This window comes from Haematospirillum sp. H1815, assembly GCF_012102705.1.
Taxonomy (GTDB): Bacteria; Pseudomonadota; Alphaproteobacteria; order Rhodospirillales; family Rhodospirillaceae; genus Haematospirillum.
In genome coordinates, this window is the sequence record NZ_JAAVTA010000010.1 from 67,695 (window position 1) to 92,775 (window position 25,081).

Consider the following 25,081-nt stretch of genomic DNA (forward strand, 5'->3'; position numbering starts at 1 on the left):
ATCATCACCCCAGAACAGACCACTCAGGTCTTTGCCAAATACCTGCCTCCACTCTCCGTCAGGGATTCAGACAAGACAGATGGCGGCCCCAGCAACCGGGATCCAATAATCCAGACAAAAGACGCACCCCCGATAACAGCAACCAAGGCTCCACAACCCATCGCCATCATCGACACGATCTCAAGGGGCGTATCCAACCCTTGGCTTCCCCCGGCGGTCTTGCGCGCAATACCAGAACTACCGGCAACAAACAGTCCACCGGCGTGCAAGAGCTGCCCGGCTCCATACAGTCCCAGACATCTCAGGACGGAGCGCATACGAGCCAGGGAATAGCCAAGCCACGGCAACAACACCGTGGCAAGAAAAACCATCAGGGCCAGCATCACTCCACCAATCACAAGGTGATAATGAGCCGGCGTGCGCGTGTCTCCTCCTCCCAGGGCATAGCCAAACAGACCACCGATAACAAACAACAAACACGACAGCCCAAGCCCTGCTCCCTGCACCGTTCCTGGCTTCAACCCCCTGCACAACAGGGCGCCCACAAGCCCTGCGACAGCAAGAAAAGGCTGACCAATCAACCCAAGCTGATACAGCAGGGTAAAGTGCGAGAACAAACGCGCATCACGTGGATCCAGAAACAAATAAAGAAATGGACCAAGCAAGGCCACAGACACGACAAGAACAACAATAGTGCGCAGCAAACCGGAAGAGAGTGGATATTCCCCGTGCAGGCGGCGCCCAACGTCTTGCCAGATCAGCACCATCATCAGGAAGTTCAGGAACTGCAACAGATGACCTGTTCCCCAAAACAGGGTTTCGTTGAAAGGAACGGACTGAAGCCCGGACGGCATAGTCAGTGCCGCCAGGACACAGCATACCAGCGCCAGAAACCATACCGCCGCCAACCCACGGGCGCAGAACAAACAAGCTCCGGAATCCCGGCCATCGGGCCACATCAGAACACGATAGAAAGGAGCACTGAATGCAATGCCAAGCAACACCAGACCAAGCCCGAAAACGGGATGACCAATAACCGGCACATAATTATTCAGGGATGGCTCCCCAAGGCCAAGAGAAAATGGAACCAGAAGAAGAACCATTCCCCCCGTCGCCAAGGACGGAGCAAAACGGAAGAGATCCGTCCGTTCTTCTGAAAAATATGGACTGCTGCGTGCTGCAACAAGATAGGTACATACAGCGGCTGCCATGCCCAGATACCATATAACAACGCTGAAAATAACGTGCGTAACCAGCGCCGCCCGGAAAAAGTGAACTGGCAAATACTCCTGCACGCCCGGCGTCCGCGACAAGGCAAGCAAAAGAGCAAGACCCCCGGCAAGAGCAAGAGAAGACAGCGACAGCAAAACCCAGTACCGCGTTTCCGAGCGCAGGCTTCCAGGCACCGGGATCATGGACCAGAGAACGGTTCTGCCCTTCATGGCAATACCCCTAGAGGCCAACAAGTCCTATCTTGACGATAATGCCAACATAGAAACCCAACGCCAGAACCGTAAGAAATACCCCAAGAAGAACATTCCGCCAGAACAAGCGTGAAGAATGCTTCTGCCTTATATCAACAGCAACTCCTGTTATATCGGTCATAATTCCCCCTTACCGATCCCCTTGAATCAACACAAAACGACCATCCCCTGAAATGACCGGAAGGGACTTTATACACTTCACAAGAAATCTGGAAGATGTATTATTGTCGATGCATCTATACAATCATTCGTAATAATACATATATGACCATCATTTACTGTAATAGATACAGGTCGTATTATCAAACAGCCTTCCAGATCAACCTCCTTCCCCGTATAGTACATGGCATGTGGATCCAAGACGCGGAGACTGGTCATGTCAACAGAGACGTCCGAAGAGTACCATCGCAATGCGCATCCAGAACAAGCCGTCTCCCCCGAGGCCGCCGCTAGCTTATGGTATGGAAGCACCTCGTGGCCGGGGATACGCAGCGTCAGCGTTGATCAGACAACACGCTGGCTGGCCCGGGGATGGGATGACCTGATGACAGCTCCCGCGATCAGCTTGGGGTACGGGGCTGTTTTTTCCGTTATTGCCTGGCTGATGGCTTCCGGTCTTTTTGCCGTTGGCATGGAGTCCCTTCTGGTCCCCCTGGTTGCCGGCTTCATGCTGATTGCTCCATTTGCCGCCGTTGGCCTTTATGAAATCAGCCGCCTGCACGCTGAAAACCAGCCTGTGACGTTTTCGGATACGCTCAAGGTCTACAAACGCAATTCCATGCAACTTGGCATGATTGGCATGACCTTGATGGTTGCCATGATGCTGTGGTTTGTTGTGTCACTTGTGCTGTTTGCGATCTTTTTCAGCAGTGCACCGCCAAATATGAGCAACTTCATCGGCTCACTGCTGGCATCGCCGCAAGCCCCCCCCTTTCTGGCACTGGGCACCCTGATTGGCGGCTTTATCGCCGCCGGTGTTTTTGCCATATCGGCAATCAGCCTGCCTATGGTGATTGACCGCAACATATCCGCCTATGCCGCAATGATTACGAGCGTCCGCGCCGTATACGGCAACAAACACGCCATGTTCGGCTGGGCTGCAGCCATTGTCCTGATTACAGGCGTCGGAATCGGCACGTTCTTTATTGGCCTTATCGTGACCCTGCCCCTGATTGCACATGCATCATGGCACGCATACAAAGCCATGGTTGACTAGCGATAAAAGGTTATTTTGCTGTTGGCAGAATCGGGACGGCTGATCAGCATGATCTGCTGTCCCCGACCTTTGTCGCTTGATACCAGCGTCACGCCAGCCTTCTGACACAGTGCACGAAAGTCACTTTCATCAACATGGCCATCACAAATAACTCTCAAACTCTCGCCAGGATGAAGGTCTGCGACCGCGCGAAGAGTTCTCAAGACAGGCAGCGGGCAGGACATGCCACGACAATCCAGCTCATAACAGGGCACACGACCCAAAACCCCACTCCCTGCATAATCTGAACATAGAGATGCACTTACAGCATCAGGGTAGTATGAATACAGATCCGTTTCATGTCTTGTGGAAATCCGCCATGCACGCTTCACACACAGAAGACAACAACAAACCCCGTATCCAAATTGAAACCCCGGAAACCATCATGATGTGGCTGGAACGTGGGGAGGCCATCCTAATTGATGTGCGGGAAGAGCACGAATATCACGCAGAGCACATCCCGGGCTCTGTTTTAATACCCCTCAGCCGCTTTGACCCCTCAGACTTTCCGGATACAACGGGTAAAAAACTGGTTCTCCACTGCCGCAGCGGACAACGGTGCGGCATCGCTTCTGGCATCCTGGCAGCAGCAGGATTCTCACAAGACCTGTTCCGTATGGAAGGAGGGATCCTGAACTGGGTGCAAAAGGGCGGCAAAACCCGACACAGTGGCCCATAATCCAAATCATGGAATAGGGCCATTTGGCTGCATGGCCCTGTTTCAGCATAACAAGGGCTCACAGATTGCAATCTGACCGTCACTAGACATCATGAGAACAACAGGCATTGTCCCTGCGACAATAGCCCAACCTGTGCGCCACCTCCGAAGGGGAAAAACCCATGGCTTCGTTTCTGGCATTGATGAAACGCCTGATGGGGATAGAAAAACCCCCTCCCCTTGCTTCTGACCCTCCCTCAGCCTTACCAGCATGCGCCATAAGAGGCGAAAATGGTCTGCGTGGGTTCTTGATACTGATTGACGAAACGCCGGAGATTCAGGCCGTCATACGTTATGTCGCCTGGAGGGCCTATAATGAAGCCGCCCGTATAACCCTGCTGAGCGTTGCTCCCTCCTCTGAACAAACAGACTGGATCTTTGTTGGCTCCAGAATACGTGATGATTCCGTGCAACAGGCCGAAGAACGCCTGCAACGAGCTGCCGCTGAGATACACCGGATCAGCGGAGTCTTTTCCCAACTGATCCTGCGGGAAGGCGATCCCCTGCAAGAGATTCTGTCTGTCCTGGACGAATACCGGGACATTACCATTATGGTCACGGCATCCAGGCCGCATGGGGAGGGGATGGCCCCTCTGATACAGGCTGTTACAGCGACATCCCTGCCCGTTCCAGTCACAATTATTCCTGGATTCCTGACACCCGTGGATATTGACGCACTGTGCTGAATCACCGTATTGCGAAGCTTGAAAACACTGCAGCCGGACATGACATGCCCGGCTGCATAGCAACACACAATAAAGAAAAAGATCAGGTCAGTCGGCGCAAAAGACGGAGAAAAGTCTGCTGTTCCCGCGGCGTCAGCGGAGCCAACGTCTGTTCCGCAGCCCTGGCAACAGCCTGCACAGCAGAAGAAACCATCCGACGCCCATCAGACGTAGCCGTCAACTTGACACGCCTGCGGTCTCGCTCGTCAGCGCAACGCTCTATCATGCCCCTTTCACTCAATCGCCTCACCACACCCTGCATAGTTGCGGCATCCATACCGATCAGGCGACCAAGAGAGTTCTGGGAAACAGTCCCCTTTTCCAGCAACTTAACCAAGGCAGAGAACTGCGGTAATGTAAATTCCGCGCTTCCCAGCTGGGACTGGAAAATGGCGGTAGCCCGCTGATTGGCTTTACGAAGCAGATGTCCAATCTGCTCTTCCAGCACAACTGGAGCGGGACTCTCATCGACCCGGACGTTTCTCTGATGGTGATCCGGAACTTCGGAAGCATGGTCTTTTGTCAGCGTCAGGACGTCTTCATACATCTCTTTATTACCCCACACTGTTACGTTCGGGACCGGTGTCCTCGCCCGCACCGGTTTTCCCTTCATGCACCGTGATACAGAGTTATCGGTATGATGGCAAAGAAAAAGAAAGCCTATGGTTGCAGGCATTATACAGCAAAAGTATAGGCAATATGTGAGCACTAGATAAAATATTATTATATTACATTGCATTAAAGATGTGCATCATGATGGGAGCCAACAAAAAGAACGTCGTGCAACCTGTAAATTTTAACAGGTTACACCATTCGTAGGCTCTACCAACCCAACCGCACTACGGCCCCTGAACCATCGAAAAAATAAAGAAAGGAAGCACGGAAAGACCGAATGCACGCATGAGATCGGGCACAAAAACTATCGCAAGAAGAGTATTCTGAAACAAAGAATTCTGCATCCCTGTCTGCAGGGTACACACAGGATACAGACATGCCTTTTTCTTGCAGATTGCCCCAGGCAAAAAAGGTCGATATGGTGTGCCCCCAACGGCGCAAGCCCCCCTGCCACGATTTGCCGAAAAACGCAAGATATTGACGCAAATCAAAATACATTTACTATATATAGACGCGATGGCAATCACGCTGCCAAACAGGGCCTACCGTAAAAACGGGGCACTGCGGTGTCCGCAGCGGGCTGTTCTCACCCGGTTGACGTCGCGCTGCTTGAATGTATCTGGACCCCATGGAAAGGAGCTGAAAAGAGCCGCCGCGTGCCTGAAAAAGGTACAACTCTGCCATCACCGCACTGTTCAGTGCCCTGACCATGTCCTGCAAAGACCCCCCCGGGAGATATCGTCGTGCTTAATGCCGTACAGCTTGCCACCCCCCCTCAAATCCAGATCAACACCGCGCACGATGATCTGCTGACCAATTTTGGAAAAGCCGTTCTTGCAGATCGTTACCTTCTCCCCAACGAAAGCTACCAGGATCTTTTTGCGCGGGTTGCCAGTGCCTATGCTGACGACGATGGGCATGCGTGCCGTCTGTATGACTATATTTCCAAGCTATGGTTCATGCCGGCAACACCAGTTCTATCGAACGGCGGATCAAGCCGCGGGCTCCCCATATCCTGCTTCCTGAACGAAGCGGACGATTCCCTTGCTGGTATCGTTGACTTATGGACTGAAAATGTATGGCTGGCTGCCCGCGGGGGGGGAATTGGCAGCTATTGGGGGAACCTGCGCTCAATCGGTGAAAAGGTTGGAACGGTTGGAAAAACGTCGGGTGTTGTCCCCTTTATCCGGGTTATGGACAGCCTGACCCTAGCCATTTCCCAAGGGTCATTGCGGCGCGGTTCCGCTGCAGTGTATCTGCCGGTCTGGCATCCGGAAATCGAGGAATTTATCGAGCTGCGCCGTCCGACCGGGGGCGATCCCAACCGCAAGGCCCTGAACCTGCATCATGGCATTTTGCTGTCTGACGCGTTTATGGACGCTGTGGAAAAAGACGGTGACTGGGCCCTGATCAGCCCGCGCGATGGTCAGGTCATGCGACAGGTCAAGGCTCGCGCCCTGTGGATCCGCATCCTGCTGGCCCGGGTTGAAACCGGGGAACCGTACATTATCTACTCCGATACAGTGAACCGTGCCCTCCCCGAACACCAGAAAAGGGCCGGGCTGAGCGTACGCACATCCAACCTGTGCGCCGAAATTACCTTGCCGACGGGGCGGGATCATCTTGGACATGACCGCACAGCGGTGTGCTGCCTGTCGTCCCTGAACCTTGAAACCTATATGGAATGGAAAGACGAGCCCCGCTTTATCGAAGACGTCATGCGTTTTCTTGATAACGTACTGCAAGACTTTATCGATCGGGCCCCGGACAGCATGGCCAAGGCCAAGTACTCTGCCATGCGGGAGCGTTCTGTTGGCCTAGGAGTCATGGGGTACCATTCGTTTCTTCAGAACAACATGATTCCGTTCGAGTCTGTGATGGCAAAAGTCTGGAACAAAACGATCTTCCGGCACATCAAGACGCAGGCTGATGCAGCATCCCGCGCCCTGGCTGCCGAGCGGGGCCCATGCCCTGATGCTGCTGATTATGGAATTATGGAGCGCTTCTCCAATAAAACAGCAATCGCGCCAACCGCATCCATTTCCATTATCTGCGGCGGCACCAGCCCGGGTATCGAGCCCATTGCCGCAAACGCCTTTACCCACAAAACGCTTTCCGGCAGTTTCTTGGTACGCAATCGCGCCCTGGAAAAAGTATTGGCTGACAAAGGGCGAAACGACGAGGAAACGTGGACGTCGATTACAGTCAATGAGGGTTCAGTACAGCACCTGGATTTCCTGACCCAGGACGAAAAAGATGTTTTCAAGACAGCCTTTGAACTGGACCAGCGCTGGATTATCGAACATGCGGCAGACAGGGCGCCGCTGGTTGACCAGGCTCAGTCCCTGAACATTTTCCTGCCCGCAGACGTACACAAGCGGGACCTGCACCAGATCCACATGCTGGCGTGGAAGAAAGGCGTCAAAAGCCTGTACTATTGTCGCTCCAAGTCGCTGCAAAGGGCAGAGGTAGTATCGGCCCGTGATCGGGTTGCCAGCAACACGCTCCCTGTTGAACAGGACAATGCAGGCAGTACCCCAACTAACTACGAAGAATGCTTGGCCTGCCAGTAAACTGCTTACCGGGCCCCGCTCTCGCTCTGTACTCTATATCCGGACGGTATCATTGCCATGTCACTGCTGACCCCCACGAATCACGTCTACAAGCCATTTCGCTATCCTTGGTGCTACGATGCCTGGCTGATACAGCAGCAGCTTCACTGGCTTCCGGAAGAAGTGCCCTTGGCCGAGGACGTCAAGGACTGGCGCCATAAGCTGAGTGAAGGTGAACAGCATCTCCTGACCCAGATTTTCCGCTTCTTCACTCAATCCGATATCGAGGTGAACAACTGCTACATGCGCAACTACACGCGCGTGTTTCAACCAACCGAAGTGCAGATGATGCTCGCGGCCTTTTCCAACATGGAAACCATTCATATTGCCGCGTATGCCCATCTTCTGGACACCATCGGGATGCCCGAAACGGAATATGCCGCCTTCCTCCACTACAAGGAAATGAAGGACAAGTACGACTATATGCAGCTGTGGGGCGTTGAAAGACCCGCAGATATTGCCCGAACACTGGCCGTCTTTGGTGCCTTTACCGAAGGACTCCAGCTGTTTGCCAGCTTTGCCATCCTGCTCAACTTCCCGCGCTTCAACAAAATGAAGGGTATGGGGCAGATTGTGACATGGTCTGTGCGCGATGAAACCCTGCACTGCAACTCTATCATCCGCCTTTACAAGACGTTCCTGGGGGAAAACCCAAGTATTGACCAAGCAGCCCTAGCACAAGACCTGAGACAGGCATGCCAAACCATTGTAGGGCTGGAAGATGCATTCATCGATCTGGCCTTCGAAGCCGGTCCGGTAGAAGGCCTGACAGCACACGATATCAAACAATATATTCGCTATATCGCAGATTTGCGCCTGACCCAACTTGGACTGGAACCCGCTTACCATATTGCCCGCAATCCATTACCCTGGCTGGATGCAATCCTGAACGGGGTCGAGCACACCAACTTCTTCGAGAACCGGGCAACCGAGTATTCAAAGGCGGCCACACGCGGCAGCTGGGAAGATGCCTTTGCATAAGGACGTTGTGCTTTACATTGATTCGGATGCCTGCCCGGTCAAGGAAGATGCTGTCCGGGCAGCCCGGCGTCATGGCATTGCCGTGGTGCTGGTCGGGAACCAGTGGATCCGCTCGCTGGAGGGAGCACACATCCGGCAGGTTGTTGTACCGGTAGAGCCAGATGCCGCAGACCACTGGATTGCCGCCGAGATTGGAAATGGCGATATCTGCATTACAAACGACATTCCTCTGGCCGCCCGCTGTGTAGAGGCCGGTGCAACGGCCCTGTCTCCATCCGGGCGTATCCTGGATGCAGCCTCGGCAGGCATGGCCTTGGCTGTTCGTGACTTGATGACCAACCTGCGTGACAGTGGCGAAATCACGGGAGGGCCGCGCCCTTATTCATCCCGTGATCGGCAGGCTTTTTTGAATGCCCTTGAACGTCTTCTTGTCAGAGGCAAAACGTAGCACATACCCGAAAAGAGGGCTTCTAATGACATAACCTTCTCTATGCCGACCCCTTGTGTGTCGCGGCAGAAATACTGGCAGTTGACGATGATAGCCAGCTAGGCCAACCGTTATGGTGATCTATAGCCTGCCGGCAATACTTTTACGAAGTGCTCAAGGTTCAACACACCGAAAACAAAGGAACCCTGATCAAACGCCCCACGTTCCCGGCCCTGACCGGGCATATACCCTAGTCACTTTGCCTGCCTTGACCCCCGGCACCCCCTGCCCGATCATCAGGGCCTTGGCGTGGACCACAGCGTGCAAGCTTCTGGTCCATGGCTCGCTTTGTGCATGCACGACAATGCAGGTGGAGTTCTGATGACCAAGCAGTCAGACGAGCCAGAAGCAGTCCTGGGGCGCGAGTTTGGTAATCTTGCCGCAGCCGTTACTGCCATGTCCCGGGAGATTCAGGGTGCTGTGGTCAAAGCCATACGCGATGAAATCAACCGCATGGCTGCAGATGGTATTCTGATCAAGCCGGTTACTCCTGAACAGCCCGAAGCGAACCGCCCACGCTCACTCCACGACGGAAATTTCAGCCTGGTACGGGATGGATTGCAGGAACTGGTAGAACGGATCGAAATGACCCGTGACCATGTATCGGCACTAACCCCGGCCGCAGGAGAAAGTGATCAAATTCTGGCGGCAACATCGGAATTGAAGTCGGTTGTTGATGCAACCGAGCAAGCAACCCAGACCATTTTGACCGCAACAGAAGCCATACAGGCTATCATCGATCAGGCACATACCGCTGGCGATCTTGATACCGGCCTGTACCAGAAGCTGGGCGAACAATCGATTCAGATCATGACAGCCTGCAGCTTCCAGGATTTGACCGGGCAAAGAATATCCGCAACGGTCAACACCCTGATGCATGTGGAAGCCGAACTGAAACGACTGGTCGAACTGTGGGAAATCGAAGAAGGGCTTGCCAAAGCAGAAAATGTGCGCAACCGCCCCGACGACAACCGCCCGGACAAACACCTCCTCCACGGGCCGCAAGCCGATGGCAAGGGCGTATCCCAAGACGATATCGACTCCATGCTGCGCAACTGGTAAAAGCCCTGCGGCATCATCCTTGGCATGGATCATGGAGGGGACGAGTCATCTGCTCGAGCCACGCCCTGTCCTCTTCTTTGAGAAACGAGCTGACATCCCTGGAAATGCGATGGTGATAGGCATCGATCCATTCACGCTCGTCATCTGCCAGGAGGAAATGGTCAATCAGACGATGATCCAACGGAACCAAGGTCAGGGTTTCAAAACCCAGCATGGTCCGTGTAGCATCAGCGGGCTGGGGAAACAGCTCGACAACAACCTGCAACATCTCGATCCGGATCCCGTACGCCCCGTCCTTGTAATAGCCGGGTTCATTGGACAGGATCATGCCGGGACACAGGGGCACAGAGGCAGGAAGCTTGGATATACGCTGAGGCCCCTCATGAACAGACAGATAACTGCCAACACCATGCCCGGTACCATGGTCATAATCCAGACCATCATCCCATAAAAAGCGGCGCGCCAGCACATCCAGCTGACTCCCGGTCGTCCCTTCAGGGAAACGCACTGTGGCCAAGGCAATATGGCCCTTCAGAACCTGGGTATAACGGCGCCGATGCTCTGGCTCCACAACACCACTGACAACAGTCCTAGTCACATCGGTTGTGCCATCAAGAAACTGACCGCCACTATCAACCAGATATAACGGCCCAGATGTCACCGGGATATCTGATTCCCGGGAAACGCGGTAATGGCAGATAGCGCCATGATGCCCGGCAGCCGAAATAGTCTCGAAGCTTGGACCCTGAAAATGCTCCAGATCACGACGAAACCCCTGAAGCATCTCTGCAACCTGGTACTCGCCGGGCATTTCCCCCGCTTGCAGGGTTCGGTCAAGCCAGCCCAGAAAACGAACCATGGCTATGGCATCACGGTGATGGGCAGCCCGGGCCCCACGCAGCTCAATGCTGTTCTTGCAAGCTCGCGGCAAGGCGCAGGGATCATCGCCCACACACACCACAGCGCCGGAAGAAGAAAGGATATCCGTGATGGCAACGGTACCTGTCTGCCGATCAACACGGACCTTCTTCCCTGACAGCGCACGTAACCCGTCGACGAACAAAGCCCTGTCATGCAAACGTACAGAAACCGGGCTGGCCATATCTGCAAGGTGATCACGCACCTCCGTCGTAACCTTGACCGGATCGATATAAAGATCCACCGTGGCATTGGCGTGAACAAGCGCATAAGACAGGACAAGGGGCGTACACGGAACATCACTTCCCCTGATGTTCAAAAGCCAGCACACGCTTTCCGGCACCCCCAGAACGGCAGCATGAACCCCGGATGCCGATAAAAGACCAGCAATCTGCAAGATTTTTTCGCTGGCAGAAACACCGGCATATTTCAGCGGATGCGGGACGGCCGGTGCCTCGGGCAAAGCCGGACGATCGTCCCAAACCACATCGACAGGGTTTGGAACCAGCGGAGCCAGACGCGCCCCAACCCTTTCCAGCACGGAGCGTATTTTCTCAAGAGAACCCGCAGTATGCAACCATGGGTCAAACCCTATGACCTGCCCCGGACGAATATGACTTTCCAGCCACTTTGACGGTGGAAAATCAGTCAGATGGCAATGGCGGTACAAACCACCATCGGTTTCCTCCCGCGCCTGGATTGTATACCGCCCATCGACAAACAGACCGGCCTGATCCGGCAGCACAACAGCAATCCCGGCAGAGCCCGTGAAACCAGTCAACCAGGCAAGACGCTCGCTGGCAGGGGGAACATACTCCCCCTGATATTCATCCTGTCGTGGGACCAGAAACCCATCAACTCCTTGATTTGAAAGAGCATCACGCAAACGGGCCAGACGGCTGGCCTGCTGTTCCCGGTTCATGAATCCTCCCATTCTATGAAATCAGTTAGCTGAAATTATGTCTGCCAACAGGCAGTATTGGCATACTATCGCACGCCTTTTCCTATGGCTTCACAGAAAAAATGATTCCCTTTCATGAATAGAGAGCTATGCTTTATTGTCAGAACCATGCACAGGATGCATTACTGCATCGCGAAAGAAGCGTATATTGGTCTGCAAGAGTCCGAATTACAGTGTCCTGAGTTTGGAGGCGCCCCAATTGGCAACGGCTTTGCGTCGTCGATGCGGTGCTTGGTACCTGTACGGGGACGGATTTTTTCCGAATCCCCCTTGATGTGTCGGTTATACAGAATGTCGGTTGTCTTCAGAAACCCCTGCCCGGTCTCGGAGCATTAACATGAGCGCAAGCACAGTCTTCGGAAGCCTTATCGAGCAGTTCCGCTCTTGGCGCGACCGCACGCGGGAGGCAGATCTCCTCAGGTCCATGAGTGACCGTGAGCTGATGGATCTTGGCCTGTCCCGCGGAGACGTGGAGCAAATCATTGCCGGCACATATCTTGACAGACGGAAAGTGCAGGCACGTCGCCAGCACCCTGAGTCTTGAGGCTGGTCAGCACTCCCAAAGGATGGCAACACGCCATCTTCAGGACGGGGTATTTTGCTGCGCCTCAAGAACAAGGGTCACCCAAGGATCCAGCTCGATGCGTTCGCGCAGGCACAGACCAGATGCCCGATAGGCATCCAGCACCATATTTTCCTGGTTGATCAGAAGCCCGGCCAGGATGACGCGCCCACCGGGGGCCAGAACCTTGGCCATGTCAGAGGCCATCTCACAAAGAGGACGCGCCAGAATATTGGCACAGATCACGTTATAAGGCGCCGGGTCCTGTACACCGGCATTCGTGAAGCCATCCCCCGGAAAAACGGTCATCAGGTTGGAAACCCCGTTCTTCTCAGCATTAAGATGAGCTACCCGAGTACTTTCCTCATCAATGTCTGTCGCAACAACCGGGATTCCCCAACAGCGCGCCAGCGCCAGACCAAGAATACCCGAGCCACAGCCCATATCCAGAGCCCGTCCCTGCCCTTGGCTCAGAATCTCCCCGGCAGCAGCCATACGATCCAGAGCCAACAAGCAACCGTACGTGCTTTGGTGCTCACCAGAACCAAAGGCTGTAGAAGCATCAACCTGCAGGGCAATGGTTCCTTCTGGTGGCGGCTCGGCCCAGTGGGAGCCATGCACAAAAAAGCGCCCCGCTTGAATCGGAGGAAAAGCCAACAGGTTCTCGGCCAGCCAGTTGCGCGGTGGCTCATGTTCAACCGTCACCGCGGGCTCTTCAATCCCGGCCGCTTCAGCGGCCAAGGACAAGGACACAGAAACAGCCGGCTTGTCGTATGGGCCATCTGAATAGGCATCAACAACCCATTTCCCGTGTTCCGGTCCACCATCTTCTATTTCAAAACACAGAACCGCATCAAAGTATGGCTCAAGCGCAGCTTCATACAGTTCCAGTGCTGTGTGGGGAACAACCAGACGGATACGCCACGTATCCTCAGCTTTCTTGATGGACATGGGAACTTTAGAAATCCAGATGAAGAATGATCCGACCGCTTCTAGCAGACCAGAACACGAAAGTCATGGCCAACCTTGCCCTAACTAGGCAGGGCACGTTGCATATGTGCTTTCAAAATCAGCCGCTATGCGCTGGTCCCGCAAGGGGCGAACCCGACGAATTGATTCCTCATAAAGGGGGTGTTTCTTGTAGGCATCCAAATCTTCAAGGGAATCAAACTCGCAATAGACAACAACATCCATCTCGCGGGACAGCGTATCGCGTTTCGTATTATAGCAAACCTCGAAATTATGAGCCCCGGGAATACCAGCCAGAATCTCCAGCCCCTCCTTGATGGCTGGCAAATACGCTGGATCCTTGGCGCTGAACAGAACAACGTGGCGAATCACGATCTCGTCTCCGGAAAATACAAGGAATGAAAAAAGACAGGGAAGGGTATCATAATCCAGCGAACCCGCAGGAAAAACATATCTGAACCGGACATTGGCAAGATCCTGTCAGAAGGGAACATCCCCCCCATCATCGGCCGAGGACGCATTCACAAAACTGGCCAGAACACGCTTGACGCCTGCTTTGTCGAACGCAACTTCCAGCTTGTCTCCATCGACCGCGAGAATTGTACCCGGTCCGAACTTCTGGTGAAAAACACGATCCCCAAGGGACCAGCCACCAGCAGATTTTGCCGACGTCGCCCGCGAAGACAATGAGACACCTGCACCGGCCCAAGAAGAAAATGACTGCCGGTAATAACCCATGGACGCCGCACCGGTGTCAGAGCGCTCCTCAACACACTCCTGCGGCAATTCCCCGATAAAGCGCGATGGCAAACACTGTTGCCAATCGCGAAAGATACGGCGCTGCGAGGCGTGACTGACGAAAACCCGCCGACGGGCTCTAGTCAACCCGACATAAGCCAACCGACGCTCCTCTTCCAAGGATTGCTGACCACCGTCATCCAAGGCCCGACGATTGGGAAAAACGTCTTCCTCCCATCCCGGCAGAAAAACCGTATCGAACTCCAAGCCCTTGGCAGCGTGCAGGGTCATCAGCGTTACGCTCTCTCCCGTGCCGGCCTTGCTGTCATTTTCCATGACCAAGGCCACATGCTCCAAGAATTCCTCCAGAGCCTCATAGTCCTCCAGTCCACGGACAAACTCCTGCAGGTTCTCCACACGCCCCGGTGCCTCGGGGGTCTTGTCGCGTTTCCACATCTCCATATACCCGGACCCATCCAGAACCATGGACGCCAGCTCGGATGGAGGCAGGGAAAGCCGCAAGGTCGCCCATTCATCAAGACGTGCGATAAAATCAGCCAGAACCGCCCGGGGACGGGGCTTCATTTCATCGGTTCCAATAACAGAACGGGCTGCATCCAGAAGAGACAGGCTTCCGGCACGGGCTACGCGGTGAATCACCTGAAGCGCCGCATCACCCAAACCACGCTTGGGCGTATTGATAATCCGTTCAAACGCTAGATCATCTTGTGGCTGGCAGATCAAACGCAGGTAGGCCAAAATATCCCGGATTTCCAGACGCTCGTAAAACCGCAGCCCCCCGACCATCCGGTAGGGGGTTCCTGTCGCAATCAGACGTTCTTCAAATTCACGGGTCTGGAACCCGGCCCGCACCAGTATAGCCATACTGGACAAGGACTCACCGTGCCGGCGCAGATCCTCTACCTGACTGACGACAGTCCGCGCCTCCGCGGAGCCATCCCACACAGCAGACACCACAATCTTCTCACCACGTTCGGTGCTACCTGCCGCGTACAAATCCTTGCCCAGGCGACTGTTATTATGGCGAATCAAGGCAGAGGCCGCACCTAGAATAACCGGGGTGGAACGATAATTGCGTTCCAGGCGCACAACTGTTGCACCGGGGAAATCGTGTTCAAATCTCAGGATATTGCCAACTTCGGCCCCGCGCCACGAGTAGATAGACTGATCATCATCACCAACACAGCAAACATTACCGTGCCCCTGCGCCAGAAGACGCAGCCACAGGTACTGGGCCACGTTGGTATCCTGATATTCATCAACCAGAATATAGCGGAACTGCTGCTGATAGCCCTGCAAGATATCCGGACAAGATCGGAACAGCGACAACACATGCAGCAAAAGATCGCCGAAATCACAGGCATTGAGTTCCATCAGGCGCGCCTGATAGGACCGGTACAAATCCTTCCCTGTCCCGCCAGCCAGACTACCAATCTTAAGAGCAGGGACGTCATGCGGCGTCCAGCCGCGATCTTTCCAACGCTGAAGAATGGCCATCACCATGGGAACCGGCCACTTCTTGAGATCAAGACCGGCCTCCAGCATCAAGGCTTTCAGAACCCTCTGCTGATCATCGGTGTCCAGTATGGAAAAGCCGCTGCGCAGCCCGACTTGCTCCCCATGCCGACGGAGAATCTTCACACACAGGGCGTGGAAAGTCCCCAGCCAAACCTGATCCGCTGTCGGCCCCAGCAAGGCCGACACTCTTTCCCGCATTTCGCGGGCAGCACGGTTGGTAAAGGTGACGGCCATAATCTGCCATGGGCGGGCCAGATGCGTACCCGCAATGTGGGTCAGGCGGGCCGTCAACACCCGGGTTTTGCCCGTACCAGCCCCGGACAGAACCAGCAGCGGGCCCTCGGTTGTCGTAACCGCCCGCAGCTGCTCGGGATTAAGGCCGTCAAGCCAAGGTGTTGCAACCGGGCCCCGGTCCGCATCAGCAGGGGAGAAGGGAGTGTTGCTGTCATCAGCAAGATCAAAAGGATCGCTATTCATGGCGGTTACTATAGGGGTTCCTGCTCATTGAAACAGCCCTAAAACGCCATCGGGATCATCCATACTAGACCTTGAAGTACTTGGCTTGGGGATGATGCAGGACAATAGCGCTGGTGGATTGCTCGGGGTGCAGCTGATCCCCTTCACTCATCTCCAGACCCAGGCGGCCTGCACCCAGCAAATCCAGCAGCTTCTCCTGATCGGCCATATTGGGACAGGCCGGATAGCCAAAGGAATAGCGGGCACCCCGGTACCCTTGCTTGAGCAAATCGGCAATATCGCGGGCATCCTCGGCAGCAAATCCCAACTCCGCCCTTATCCGCTTGTGCACGTACTCGGCCATGGCTTCCGCCATTTCCACCGAAAGGCCATGCAGGTACAAATAATCCTGGTACCGGTTTTCCGAAAACCAGTGTCGCGCCACATCAGACACATGGCTGCCCATCGTAACAACCTGCAGGGCGACGACATCGCGGGGGCCATCGGCATCAAGCTCCCGAACAAAATCGGCCAGACACAGGCCCCCCTTAAAACGCTGGCGCGGAAATGTAAACCGGGCTGCCTCACGCAGGCCATCTTCGTGAAACAAGATAACAGTGTCCCCTTCACTGCCTGCCTTCCAGTATCCGTAGGCCGCCTTGGGGTGCAAGATAGTCTCGGTATTACAGATATCAAGCATCCGTTGCAGGATGGGGCGCACCTCATCCTTGGTCCATGCCCGCCATTCCGCACGGTCCCGCCCCTGTTTACGGAATCCCCACTGGAACTGATACAGCATCACTTCATTCAGATAGGGCACAAGAGCCTTGATCGGCACCTGTTCCACCAGCGCCGCACCCCAGAAAGGCGGTACCGGCAAGGTAGACGTTGCGGCCAGTTCCTGCCGACGAAGGGAGACTTCGTTCCAGTCAACCGGTCGTTCTGCCATTGTATGCACAGCGACTTTTGCTGTCTCTGCAGCCGGGTGAGTAGATCGCGAAGGCCGCCCTGCCCGCTTGACCCTGGCAGCCTCCACATGCTCTGCAAAGCGCCCCTCCACCACCTTGGCCATCAGATCCAGGCCATCAAAGGCATCCCGCGCATAGGCTACCAGCCCATTATTCCCGTTAGCGGCATAAGCGTTGGAACAGTCTGTTTCCACAAACGCCCGCGTCAGGGCTGCTCCACCGAGCATAACCGGGATGGACAGTTCCTGCCGGGCCATTTCCTCCAGATTTTCTTTCATGATCACTGTTGATTTGACCAGCAATCCAGACATGCCAATAGCATCCGCATGATGCAAACGGGCAGCCTCAATAATGGCCGAAACCGGCTGCTTGATGCCAAGGTTGATGACCCGGTATCCATTGTTGGTCAGGATGATATCAACCAGATTCTTGCCGATATCGTGCACGTCACCCTTCACGGTGGCCAGCACCAGCGTTCCCCTGCTCTGACCATCGGCCTTTTCCATAAAGGGCTCCAGCCATGATACCGCAGCTTTCATGGTCTCGGCAGATTGCAGGACAAACGGCAACTGCATTTGACCGGCCCCGAATAATTCACCGACTTCCTTCATCCCATCCAGAAGATAGATGTTGATAATGTCCAAGGGCGGATGAACCTTCATCGCCTCTTCCAGATCCACCTCCAACCCCTGACGATCCCCGTCGATAATACGCTGACGCAACCGTTCCTCAACAGTTGTGGCCACAACAGTCCTTGGGCCGGATACACCCTCCCGGTCACGGAACAGGGCAATAAAAGCATGCAGGGGATCATAGCCCGGCGCACGACGGTCAAAGATCAGGTCTTCCGCACACTTGACCTCTTCCGGAGCCAGTTTGTGCAACGGCATGATCTTGGACACGTGCACAATGGCCCCGGTCATGCCACGCTTGACCGCATGGTGCAGGAAAACCGAATTCAGGACCTGTCGCGCCAATGGCTTCAGGCCAAAAGAGATGTTGGAAAGCCCGAGAATAATCTGGCATTCCGGCAGGACACGGGCAATTTCCTCTATGGCATCAAGGGTCTCCATCCCCAGGCGCCGGTCATCATCATTTCCGGTACAAATGGTAAATGTCAGGGGATCAAACATCAGGTCAGAGGCAGGCAACCCGTGGCGCGTACAGGCAAAGTCATACAGGCGTCTGGCAATCCTGACCTTGCCGGCACAGTCTTTTGCCATCCCATCCTCATCAATGGTCAGGGCAATCACCGAGGCACCAAACCGGCGGGCCAGCCGCACCCGGTCTGCTGCATGCCCCTCTCCATCCTCGAAGTTGATGGAATTGATAACAGCCTTGCCGCCATACAGCTTCAACGCCGCTTCAATCACCGGGGTTTCCGTGGAATCAATCACCAAGGGAGCGTTGACAGTCCCCCGCATCCGGCTGACAACCGCCAACATGTCTGCTGTTTCATTGCGCCCGACAAACGCGGTGCAGACATCCAGGGTATTGGATCCCTCCCGCACTTGCTCACGGCCCATGGCCACAGCGCCGTCCCAGTCCTCTGCCTCCTGGAGCTGGCGGAACTTTTTGGATCCATTGGCATTGCAGCGCTCTCCGATCGACAGGAACGCATTTTCCTGACGCAGATCAACCCGGCTATAAAGCGAGGCGACTGCCGGCACCCAGTGGAACTGCCGACGGACAGGGGCGGGGCGCATCGAAGCATCGCCCATACGCCGCAACATGGCATCAACAGCCATGGTATGCGCGGGCGTTGATCCACAACAGGACCCGACAATATTGACACCGTCTTCCCTGATGAAACGCTCATGCCAGCTGGCCAGTTCCGGCGGTGTCAGGGGATAGAACGTCTTCCCGTCCCTCAACTCGGGAAGGCCGGCATTGGGCTGCAACGATATGCATCCCGGCCAATTCTCTGACAGCCAGCGCACATGCTCTGCCATTTCCGCAGGCCCGGTCGCACAGTTCAGGCCCAGACAGTCAACCCCCAAGGCATGAGCCACCGTTGCAGCCGCACCAATATCGGTTCCGACAAGAAGGGTACCCGTAGTTTCAACGGTCACCTGCAGCAAAATTGGTATGTAGCGCCCCGCATCCTTCCGCGCTGCCTTGACCCCGTTTACAGCCGCTTTGAACTGAAGGGGATCCTGACATGTTTCAATCAACACCGCATCACAGCCACCGGCAATCAAGCCACGGGCCTGCACGGTGTAGGCTGTTTCCAGACTGTCGTAATCAATATGCCCAAGGCTTGGAAGCTTTGTACCAGGGCCAATCCCCCCAAGGATAAAGCGGTCGCGCCCGTCACCGGCAAACTGTTCCGCAGCCTCACGGGCTATCTCAACTGCCCTTCTGTTAATCTCTTCAGCCCGGTCCTGAAGATCAAACTCTGCTAGGGTTACAGGACTGGCACCAAAGGTATTGGACTGCACCATGTCCGCACCGGCAGCAAAGTACCGTTCGTGGATTGAGCGCACCACGTCAGGACGTGTCAGGTTCAAAACCTCGGTACAATTTTCCCGGCCATCGTAGTCATCTTCTACAGTCAGTGGCATAGCCTGAACCAAGCTGCCCATTGCCCCGTCACACAGGAGAACGCGCTCTTCAAGGGCATTCAGGAAAGTACTCATTGGCACATCATGCTCCGGGAAACAGGATCAGGGGGAAGAACAAGCAGGGGGCCGGACACCCAAAGTGTGGCAAATCGCAAAAACAAGGTCGGCCCGGTTCAGGGTATAGAAATGGAAATGACGAACACCATCACGCTGCAATTCCTCGCACAGTTCGATCGCAGTTGTTGCGGCAACCAGTTCCCGCGTGCGGGGGTCTTCATCCAGTCCCTCGAACCGATCCCGCAGCCACGCCGGAATGGATGTGCCGCAGGCACGGGAAAACTTCACCACCTGGGAGAAATTGGTAACCGGAAGAATGCCTGGAACAATAGGGACCGAAATACCGGCTGACCTGGCCCGGTCAACAAAACGCCGGTACGTATCAGCATCGAAGAAATACTGGGTAATGGCCCGGGTTGCACCGGCATCAATCTTGCGGCGCAAATTCTCCAGATCATCACGGGCTGAACGAGCAGCCGGATGAACTTCAGGATAGGCCGCAACAGAAATTTCAAAGTCCGCAATCCGCCGCAACCCAGCGACCAGATCAACAGCAAAAGGATATCCGCCCGGATGAGGCACGTACTCCACAGATCCCTCCGGGGGATCTCCACGCAGGGCAACAATATGCCGGATACCGGCATCACGGTAATCACGGGCAACAGCATCAATGTCGTCCCGTGTGGCCTGCACGCAGGTCAAGTGTGCCGCAGACGGAACACCCCACTCTTTCTGAAGGCGGATCACGGTATCGTGTGTACGCTCACGGGTTGATCCCCCAGCCCCATAGGTTACTGAAACAAACAATGGTGCCAAAGGAGCCAGTCGCTTGACGCAGGCCCAAAGGCTCTCCTGCATTTTTTCCGTTTTTGGCGGAAAAAACTCGAAACTGACCTGAAGCGCACGCTGTACAGAAGCCGTATTCGGGCCTGTTGCCGTATGCATTCCCACTATACCCCACCCTGTATTACCCAGACAAAGAACAAGCCTTAGCGCCTGGTCGTTCTGCCAACCAGATCATAACCGTCAACATTCCGGGTTCTCTTTCCGTCCCGGAAAGGGACACAGACCGTACTGGCTCCAACCCCGCCGCTATAAGCCAAGCGTGGACCTCGTGATCCGCAAAGCCCAATCTTAGGTGGTTGTGATCACAACACAACTCCTCATGATCATGCGGGGCAAAATCAACAAGCACCAGACGCCCCCCCGGACGCAGAACACGCGCGGATTCGGCAATAACAGCAGATGGAGAGTCTGCGTAATGGAGAACCTGATGAACAGTGACCAGATCAGCCGCATCATCAGGGAATGGAAGCGCATACATATCACCCAGACGGACCGTACAGTAGCGCAAGGCCTCATCCGCCTCCAGAGCACTACGCGCCAAGGCCAGCATTTCCCGACTGAGGTCAAGGCCAACAGCTCTCCGGGCATAACGACCCAACAAGCCCAGGATACGGCCAGTTCCAGTTCCTACATCAATCATATCGGCAAAGGGCTTCTGCAGAGCTATCTCAAGCAAAGTACGCTCGATCTCTGCTTCATCGACATGCAGGGCACGAATTGCATTCCATTCCCTGGCATTGGCACTGAAGTACGCTTCTGCGATACGCCGCCGTTCATCACGCAGTTGATCCAGGCGCACACGGTCAGCCATCAGGACACTATCCGAGGAGGGCAGTAAAGCAATAATCTGTGCAGCCAACTGCGCACCAACCCCATCTGGAGCCAAGCGACAGAAAACACGGCTCCCCTCGCGAAAGCGTTCCAGAAGACCGCTGTCACACAATATTTTCAAATGACGGGAAATACGGGGCTGACTTTGACCAAGAATCCGGCAGAGATCGGAGACTGTTCGTTCACCATAAGTACAGAGCACCAACAGACGAAGCCGGGTTTCCTCTCCCGCAGCTCTTAATCCAGCCAGAACGTGCTCCATCTTCCGGTCATCCCGCAGAAACAAAACAGGACATAAGGATATATTTATATATGTATGTGTCCAGCCTCTCGTATTTGTCTACAAGGGATTACGGTTGCGTGTGTCCGCACCGGCACGCTGTATTCCATATCTGTACAACTGACCCAATGTGGCTGGCTTTTTCAGGGGCCATGTGGTACCGCTGTGCAAGTATAAAGTGCCATTGTGAGGCTGTTCACGGACACACGACGACGGACTTCCATATATACCGTGTCCGGGTGTAGCCGGCCTACGGCCTCGCATCCAACAAACAAGTAGAGTTGAAGGCCAAGATTCGGCAATGTTGCACAAAGAGAATAAACCGGGGATGCATTGATGAGAACTGAGCTTTTCCCACGCATGAGGATATTTCTCGCCATTGCCTCCGTTGCTTTCATGTCGGCCTGCACAACGCATACCGATGAAGATGCCAACGATCCGATTGAACCCGTCAACAGGGCTGTACATGGTTTCAACAAGGCTGTTGATACCGTCGTGATACGGCCTGTTGCCTGGACCTACCGCGAAGTTATACCCGACCCGGTACAGGAAAGAATCGGCAACGGACTGCGCAACCTGAAAAGCCCGGTGATTCTGGCCAATGATCTGATGCAGGGAGAGTTTGACAACGCGTGGGTAACGTTCATGCGCCTGCTGATCAACTCCACATGGGGTCTGGCAGGCCTGCACGATGTCGCCGGCGAAATGGGCTTCGCTTATCATAATGAAGATTTTGGCCAAACCTTGGCCGTTGCGGGTGTGGAAGAAGGTCCTTATCTGGTTCTGCCAATTCTTGGCCCTTCCAATCCACGTGATACGGTCGGCCTTGTTGCTGACTGGATCTTGGATCCCTTCCGGCTCTATACGGCAGCCAAGAACGTGGAAGAAGCCAACTACGTCAGAACCGGCTTGCAGCTAATCGACACACGTGCTGGACTGATCGACGTCCTGGATGATGTGGAAAAGACATCTCTGGATACGTACGTATCCTACAGGACACTGTATCGCCAGAGACGTGCAGCAGAAATCAAGAACCAGACGCTTGGGCATGAAGTGGACGGGGAAGCATTTGACTTCAATGATACACCAGAGCAGAACACCCCTGCACCCAAGTAAAATTGATACGTAGAACTCTCAGAGCAACACAGAACACATGACACCAAGAATACCCTTTACTATCCCCGTCTTTGGGCTTTTTCTTGCGATCGGCCTCGTATTCTCACAGGCGCAGGCTGCCCCGGATATCGAGGGTGCCCGGAAGGTCGTGCAGAAAATTGCCGACACCGGGATCAGCGAAGTTGTAGGGGCCGACGTCTCCTATGACGAAAAAATAGAGCGATTCCGGAAATTATTCGACACATGGTTTGACATGCCGGCAGTCTCCCGCTTCGTTCTGGGACGTTTCTGGCGCACAGCCCCTGAAGAAGAACAAAAGCGCTTCATCGAGTACTTCAGGGAACTGAACATCTATACGTGGGCGCAACGCTTCAACGAATACAATGGCCAGAAACTAGTTGTTACCACGGCTACGGCCGATGGAGACGGCGGAGCTTTTGTTGAAAGCCAGATCGAAAGAGAGGCTGCAAAGCCCATGATCGTTCTGTGGCGCCTTCGCCTGCGCGGATCAGAATGGAAGGTCGTTGATCTTAGCATCGAAGGCGTTTCCATGGCCATCACGTTCCGGTCTGAATACGCGGCCAAGCTTTCGGAACCCGGGGCAAGCTTAGCATCCCTGAATGCATTGATCGCCGCACAGACCCATCAGCTCTCAAGTCAAACACGTCGCTAGAATTACAAGGATCTTTATGGGGACGACTGCCTGCTTCATAAAGATCCTTGATTGCAATTCCCCAATACTCCCACACCGCACAGAGTAAAGATACCACATAATTTTCCGCTTAATATCCCGTGCACATAAAGATATAATTTCTGTACAATACAGGAATAATATTCAGCAATTAACATCAGATATACTCCGGTGAAACTACAAGCGCATCTATTTCCTTTTATTGCCTTGTGTTTGTGCATGGTGTGCATACAGCTTGATTCATTTGCTGTGAATACGGCGTTAGTACGCATGTCACATGACTTTGGGGCCGATCAGGACACAATGAAGTGGGTTGTTGCCGCCTATCTAATTGGGGTTGGAGCCTTAATGTATCCAGCTGGAGTCATCAGTGATTCAATTGGATATCATCGTACCTGTCGATGTGGGATGATTTTTGTTTTTAATTGCGACCGCACTCTGTGCGCTTGCGCAATCTTCAGTACACTTAATCGGTTTTCGCGTCCTGCAAGGAGCGGCGGCTGGTATAGTTGTCTCTTCGGGAATTGCCTTACTCACAACATATTATGAGGATTTCCGTGAAAAAATAGCTTTTGTCATGGCCATAGGAAGTTTTTCTATGGCCATAGGACCGGTTCTTGGAGGAATCGCCAGTGACTATGCTTCATGGCGGTTCATTTTTGCCATTTGCATTCCTTTAGTTGGGCTCGCAACCCTCCTTTTGTACCTCTCCCCCCTAAAAAACAAACCTCAGGCCGTGTATCATGATTACCGTGTACTTATAAGTGTGACCGCGTTTTCTCTTTTGGTTGCGTCGATGTCTCTGCTTATGGATGCTCGCTTTGGTTCACAAAATTTTTTACTTTTTTGTGGAGCATCAACATTCTTTTTCGCCTTGGTACTATATAGACAATTCTTTAGTCCATATCCCGTCGTTGATCCCGGATTGATGCGTCAAAAAAAGTACTTAATGGTTACAGCCTTGGGTGTTGTTTCCAATATTTCTCTTTTAACAGTCATTTACCTTTTTCCTTTATCACTTCAGGCCTATTGGGGTCTGTCCTTGGCACACTCAAGTGTAAGCTTTTGCGCTGTTGCCATCATGGTTGGGCTTGGGGGGTATTGTTCGGGGCGTATTTCGCTGTCACGCGAAATTTCTGTTCTTGTGGGCAGTTTTTGTGCGGCGAGTATTCTTTTTTACGTTCTATCCTTCGATGTTTCTTTAATTTTCTATTTTATATTGATGGGGAGCCTTGGTTTCCTCCTGGGCATGACAAATTCGCTTACCCTCGTTGCCAGTCAAAACGCCGCCCCAAAAGGGTTGGAGGGGGCCGCCTCTGGATTGACCAAAACGCTTGTCACAATATTGGGAGCTGTGGGAATCTTATTTGCAGGTGCTTCCGTTGCCCCCTCCACAGAGGCTTGGAGTGTATACGAGCGCATCTACATGAATCTCTCTCTCTTGTTATGTGGATCCTTAGTTCTTCCTTTACTTTGGTACCTCAATAAAATCCAAAGAATGGAGGAGCGTAAAAATAATCCGATGAGGCGAAGCTGAAGCTGATGGAGCTGCAGCTGAGCGGTCAGCTTGAAGAGATCACGCAACAGCAGAGTGTAAATCGTGTTGAGGCTGGATCTGGTAGTTTGTTTGTATCGGGTTGGCGCCC

The 25,081-nt window shown here is 54.1% G+C and carries 22 protein-coding genes and 1 pseudogene; 12 read left to right on the top strand and 11 right to left on the bottom strand.

Annotated elements, in window-relative coordinates; all coding sequences use genetic code 11:
• Nucleotides 1-23: 23 nt before the first annotated feature.
• Entirely contained in the window at nt 24-1,442 is a 1,419-nt protein-coding gene (locus tag HEQ60_RS08960; RefSeq protein WP_168071352.1) for a cbb3-type cytochrome c oxidase subunit I, read from the bottom strand.
• A 10-nt stretch (nt 1,443-1,452) separates the two neighbouring features.
• Entirely contained in the window at nt 1,453-1,605 is a 153-nt protein-coding gene (locus HEQ60_RS08965) for a hypothetical protein (protein ID WP_168071304.1), read from the bottom strand.
• A gap of 255 nt (nt 1,606-1,860) precedes the next feature.
• On the opposite strand from HEQ60_RS08965, the gene HEQ60_RS08970 reads away from it, so the two are divergent.
• Nucleotides 1,861-2,700: a DUF2189 domain-containing protein gene (locus tag HEQ60_RS08970; protein ID WP_168071353.1), complete on the top strand. Its 840-nt coding sequence runs from the start codon at nt 1,861-1,863 to the stop codon at nt 2,698-2,700.
• Here the strand turns inward: HEQ60_RS08970 and HEQ60_RS08975 are convergent.
• Nucleotides 2,697-3,071: a sulfurtransferase TusA family protein gene (locus HEQ60_RS08975; protein ID WP_322099326.1), complete on the bottom strand. Its 375-nt coding sequence runs from the start codon at nt 3,069-3,071 to the stop codon at nt 2,697-2,699. The two genes, HEQ60_RS08970 and HEQ60_RS08975, sit on opposite strands and share 4 nt — an antisense overlap.
• On the opposite strand from HEQ60_RS08975, the gene HEQ60_RS08980 reads away from it, so the two are divergent.
• Entirely contained in the window at nt 3,059-3,418 is a 360-nt protein-coding gene (locus HEQ60_RS08980; protein WP_168071355.1) for a rhodanese-like domain-containing protein, read from the top strand. The genes HEQ60_RS08975 and HEQ60_RS08980 overlap by 13 nt on opposite strands.
• Before the next feature lie 161 nt (nt 3,419-3,579).
• The gene (locus tag HEQ60_RS08985; protein ID WP_168071356.1) at nt 3,580-4,143 is read left to right on the top strand and encodes a universal stress protein; all 564 of its coding nucleotides are present in this window, start codon (nt 3,580-3,582) and stop codon (nt 4,141-4,143) included.
• Between the two features lie 82 nt (nt 4,144-4,225).
• Here HEQ60_RS08985 and HEQ60_RS08990 read toward each other — a convergent pair whose 3' ends face one another.
• Entirely contained in the window at nt 4,226-4,729 is a 504-nt protein-coding gene (locus tag HEQ60_RS08990) for a MarR family winged helix-turn-helix transcriptional regulator (protein ID WP_168020022.1), read from the bottom strand.
• 811 nt (nt 4,730-5,540) lie between these two features.
• Between HEQ60_RS08990 and HEQ60_RS08995 the strand changes: the two genes are divergently transcribed.
• The 4 genes from HEQ60_RS08995 (at nt 5,541) to HEQ60_RS09010 (ending at nt 9,939) form a co-directional block, all read left to right on the top strand.
• A complete protein-coding gene (locus HEQ60_RS08995) occupies nt 5,541-7,370 on the top strand; it encodes a ribonucleoside-diphosphate reductase subunit alpha (RefSeq protein ID WP_168071357.1) in 1,830 nt (609 codons plus the stop codon).
• Nucleotides 7,371-7,427: 57 nt separating this feature from the next.
• On the top strand, nt 7,428-8,390 hold the full coding sequence (locus HEQ60_RS09000) for a ribonucleotide-diphosphate reductase subunit beta (protein ID WP_168071358.1): 963 nt from the start codon (nt 7,428-7,430) through the stop codon (nt 8,388-8,390).
• Complete coding sequence (locus tag HEQ60_RS09005; protein WP_209315490.1) at nt 8,377-8,838, top strand: YaiI/YqxD family protein; 462 nt, start codon at nt 8,377-8,379, stop codon at nt 8,836-8,838. The genes HEQ60_RS09000 and HEQ60_RS09005 overlap by 14 nt, the downstream gene beginning before the upstream one ends.
• 360 nt (nt 8,839-9,198) lie before the next feature.
• Entirely contained in the window at nt 9,199-9,939 is a 741-nt protein-coding gene (locus tag HEQ60_RS09010) for a protein phosphatase CheZ (RefSeq protein ID WP_245183141.1), read from the top strand.
• Between the two features lie 13 nt (nt 9,940-9,952).
• Here the strand turns inward: HEQ60_RS09010 and HEQ60_RS09015 are convergent, their stop codons facing one another.
• Nucleotides 9,953-11,779: an aminopeptidase P family protein gene (locus tag HEQ60_RS09015; RefSeq protein WP_168071359.1), complete on the bottom strand. Its 1,827-nt coding sequence runs from the start codon at nt 11,777-11,779 to the stop codon at nt 9,953-9,955.
• Between the two features lie 376 nt (nt 11,780-12,155).
• On the opposite strand from HEQ60_RS09015, the gene HEQ60_RS09020 reads away from it, so the two are divergent.
• Complete coding sequence (locus HEQ60_RS09020) at nt 12,156-12,362, top strand: DUF1127 domain-containing protein (RefSeq protein WP_066132315.1); 207 nt, start codon at nt 12,156-12,158, stop codon at nt 12,360-12,362.
• 39 nt (nt 12,363-12,401) lie between these two features.
• On the opposite strand, the gene HEQ60_RS09025 is transcribed toward HEQ60_RS09020, so the two are convergent.
• The 6 genes from HEQ60_RS09025 to HEQ60_RS09050 all read right to left on the bottom strand — a co-directional run bounded on the left by HEQ60_RS09025 (nt 12,402) and on the right by HEQ60_RS09050 (nt 21,610).
• Nucleotides 12,402-13,331 (bottom strand): 50S ribosomal protein L11 methyltransferase, encoded by a 930-nt coding sequence (locus tag HEQ60_RS09025; RefSeq protein ID WP_168071360.1) that lies wholly within the window; start codon nt 13,329-13,331, stop codon nt 12,402-12,404.
• 84 nt (nt 13,332-13,415) lie between these two features.
• On the bottom strand, nt 13,416-13,721 hold the full coding sequence (locus tag HEQ60_RS09030) for a Dabb family protein (RefSeq protein WP_168071361.1): 306 nt from the start codon (nt 13,719-13,721) through the stop codon (nt 13,416-13,418).
• Nucleotides 13,722-13,829: 108 nt separating this feature from the next.
• Complete coding sequence (locus HEQ60_RS09035; RefSeq protein ID WP_168071362.1) at nt 13,830-16,103, bottom strand: ATP-dependent helicase; 2,274 nt, start codon at nt 16,101-16,103, stop codon at nt 13,830-13,832.
• A 64-nt stretch (nt 16,104-16,167) separates the two neighbouring features.
• The gene (metH, locus tag HEQ60_RS09040; protein WP_168071363.1) at nt 16,168-19,689 is read right to left on the bottom strand and encodes a methionine synthase; all 3,522 of its coding nucleotides are present in this window, start codon (nt 19,687-19,689) and stop codon (nt 16,168-16,170) included.
• Nucleotides 19,690-19,716: 27 nt separating this feature from the next.
• On the bottom strand, nt 19,717-20,616 hold the full coding sequence (gene metF / locus HEQ60_RS09045) for a methylenetetrahydrofolate reductase (protein ID WP_168071364.1): 900 nt from the start codon (nt 20,614-20,616) through the stop codon (nt 19,717-19,719).
• A 22-nt stretch (nt 20,617-20,638) separates the two neighbouring features.
• Nucleotides 20,639-21,610: an ArsR/SmtB family transcription factor gene (locus HEQ60_RS09050; RefSeq protein ID WP_168071365.1), complete on the bottom strand. Its 972-nt coding sequence runs from the start codon at nt 21,608-21,610 to the stop codon at nt 20,639-20,641.
• A 354-nt stretch (nt 21,611-21,964) separates the two neighbouring features.
• Here HEQ60_RS09050 and HEQ60_RS09055 point away from each other — a divergent pair, with 354 nt between their 5' ends.
• From HEQ60_RS09055 to HEQ60_RS09065, 4 genes and pseudogenes are all read left to right on the top strand, one after another.
• Nucleotides 21,965-22,744 (top strand): VacJ family lipoprotein, encoded by a 780-nt coding sequence (locus HEQ60_RS09055; RefSeq protein ID WP_168071366.1) that lies wholly within the window; start codon nt 21,965-21,967, stop codon nt 22,742-22,744.
• Nucleotides 22,745-22,781: 37 nt separating this feature from the next.
• On the top strand, nt 22,782-23,417 hold the full coding sequence (locus tag HEQ60_RS09060; RefSeq protein ID WP_168071367.1) for a phospholipid-binding protein MlaC: 636 nt from the start codon (nt 22,782-22,784) through the stop codon (nt 23,415-23,417).
• Between the two features lie 237 nt (nt 23,418-23,654).
• Nucleotides 23,655-23,837: pseudogene (locus HEQ60_RS10990) on the top strand (MFS transporter); the annotation flags it as partial.
• A 13-nt stretch (nt 23,838-23,850) separates the two neighbouring features.
• Nucleotides 23,851-24,972 (top strand): MFS transporter, encoded by a 1,122-nt coding sequence (locus tag HEQ60_RS09065; RefSeq protein WP_168071368.1) that lies wholly within the window; start codon nt 23,851-23,853, stop codon nt 24,970-24,972.
• Nucleotides 24,973-25,081: the final 109 nt, after the last annotated feature.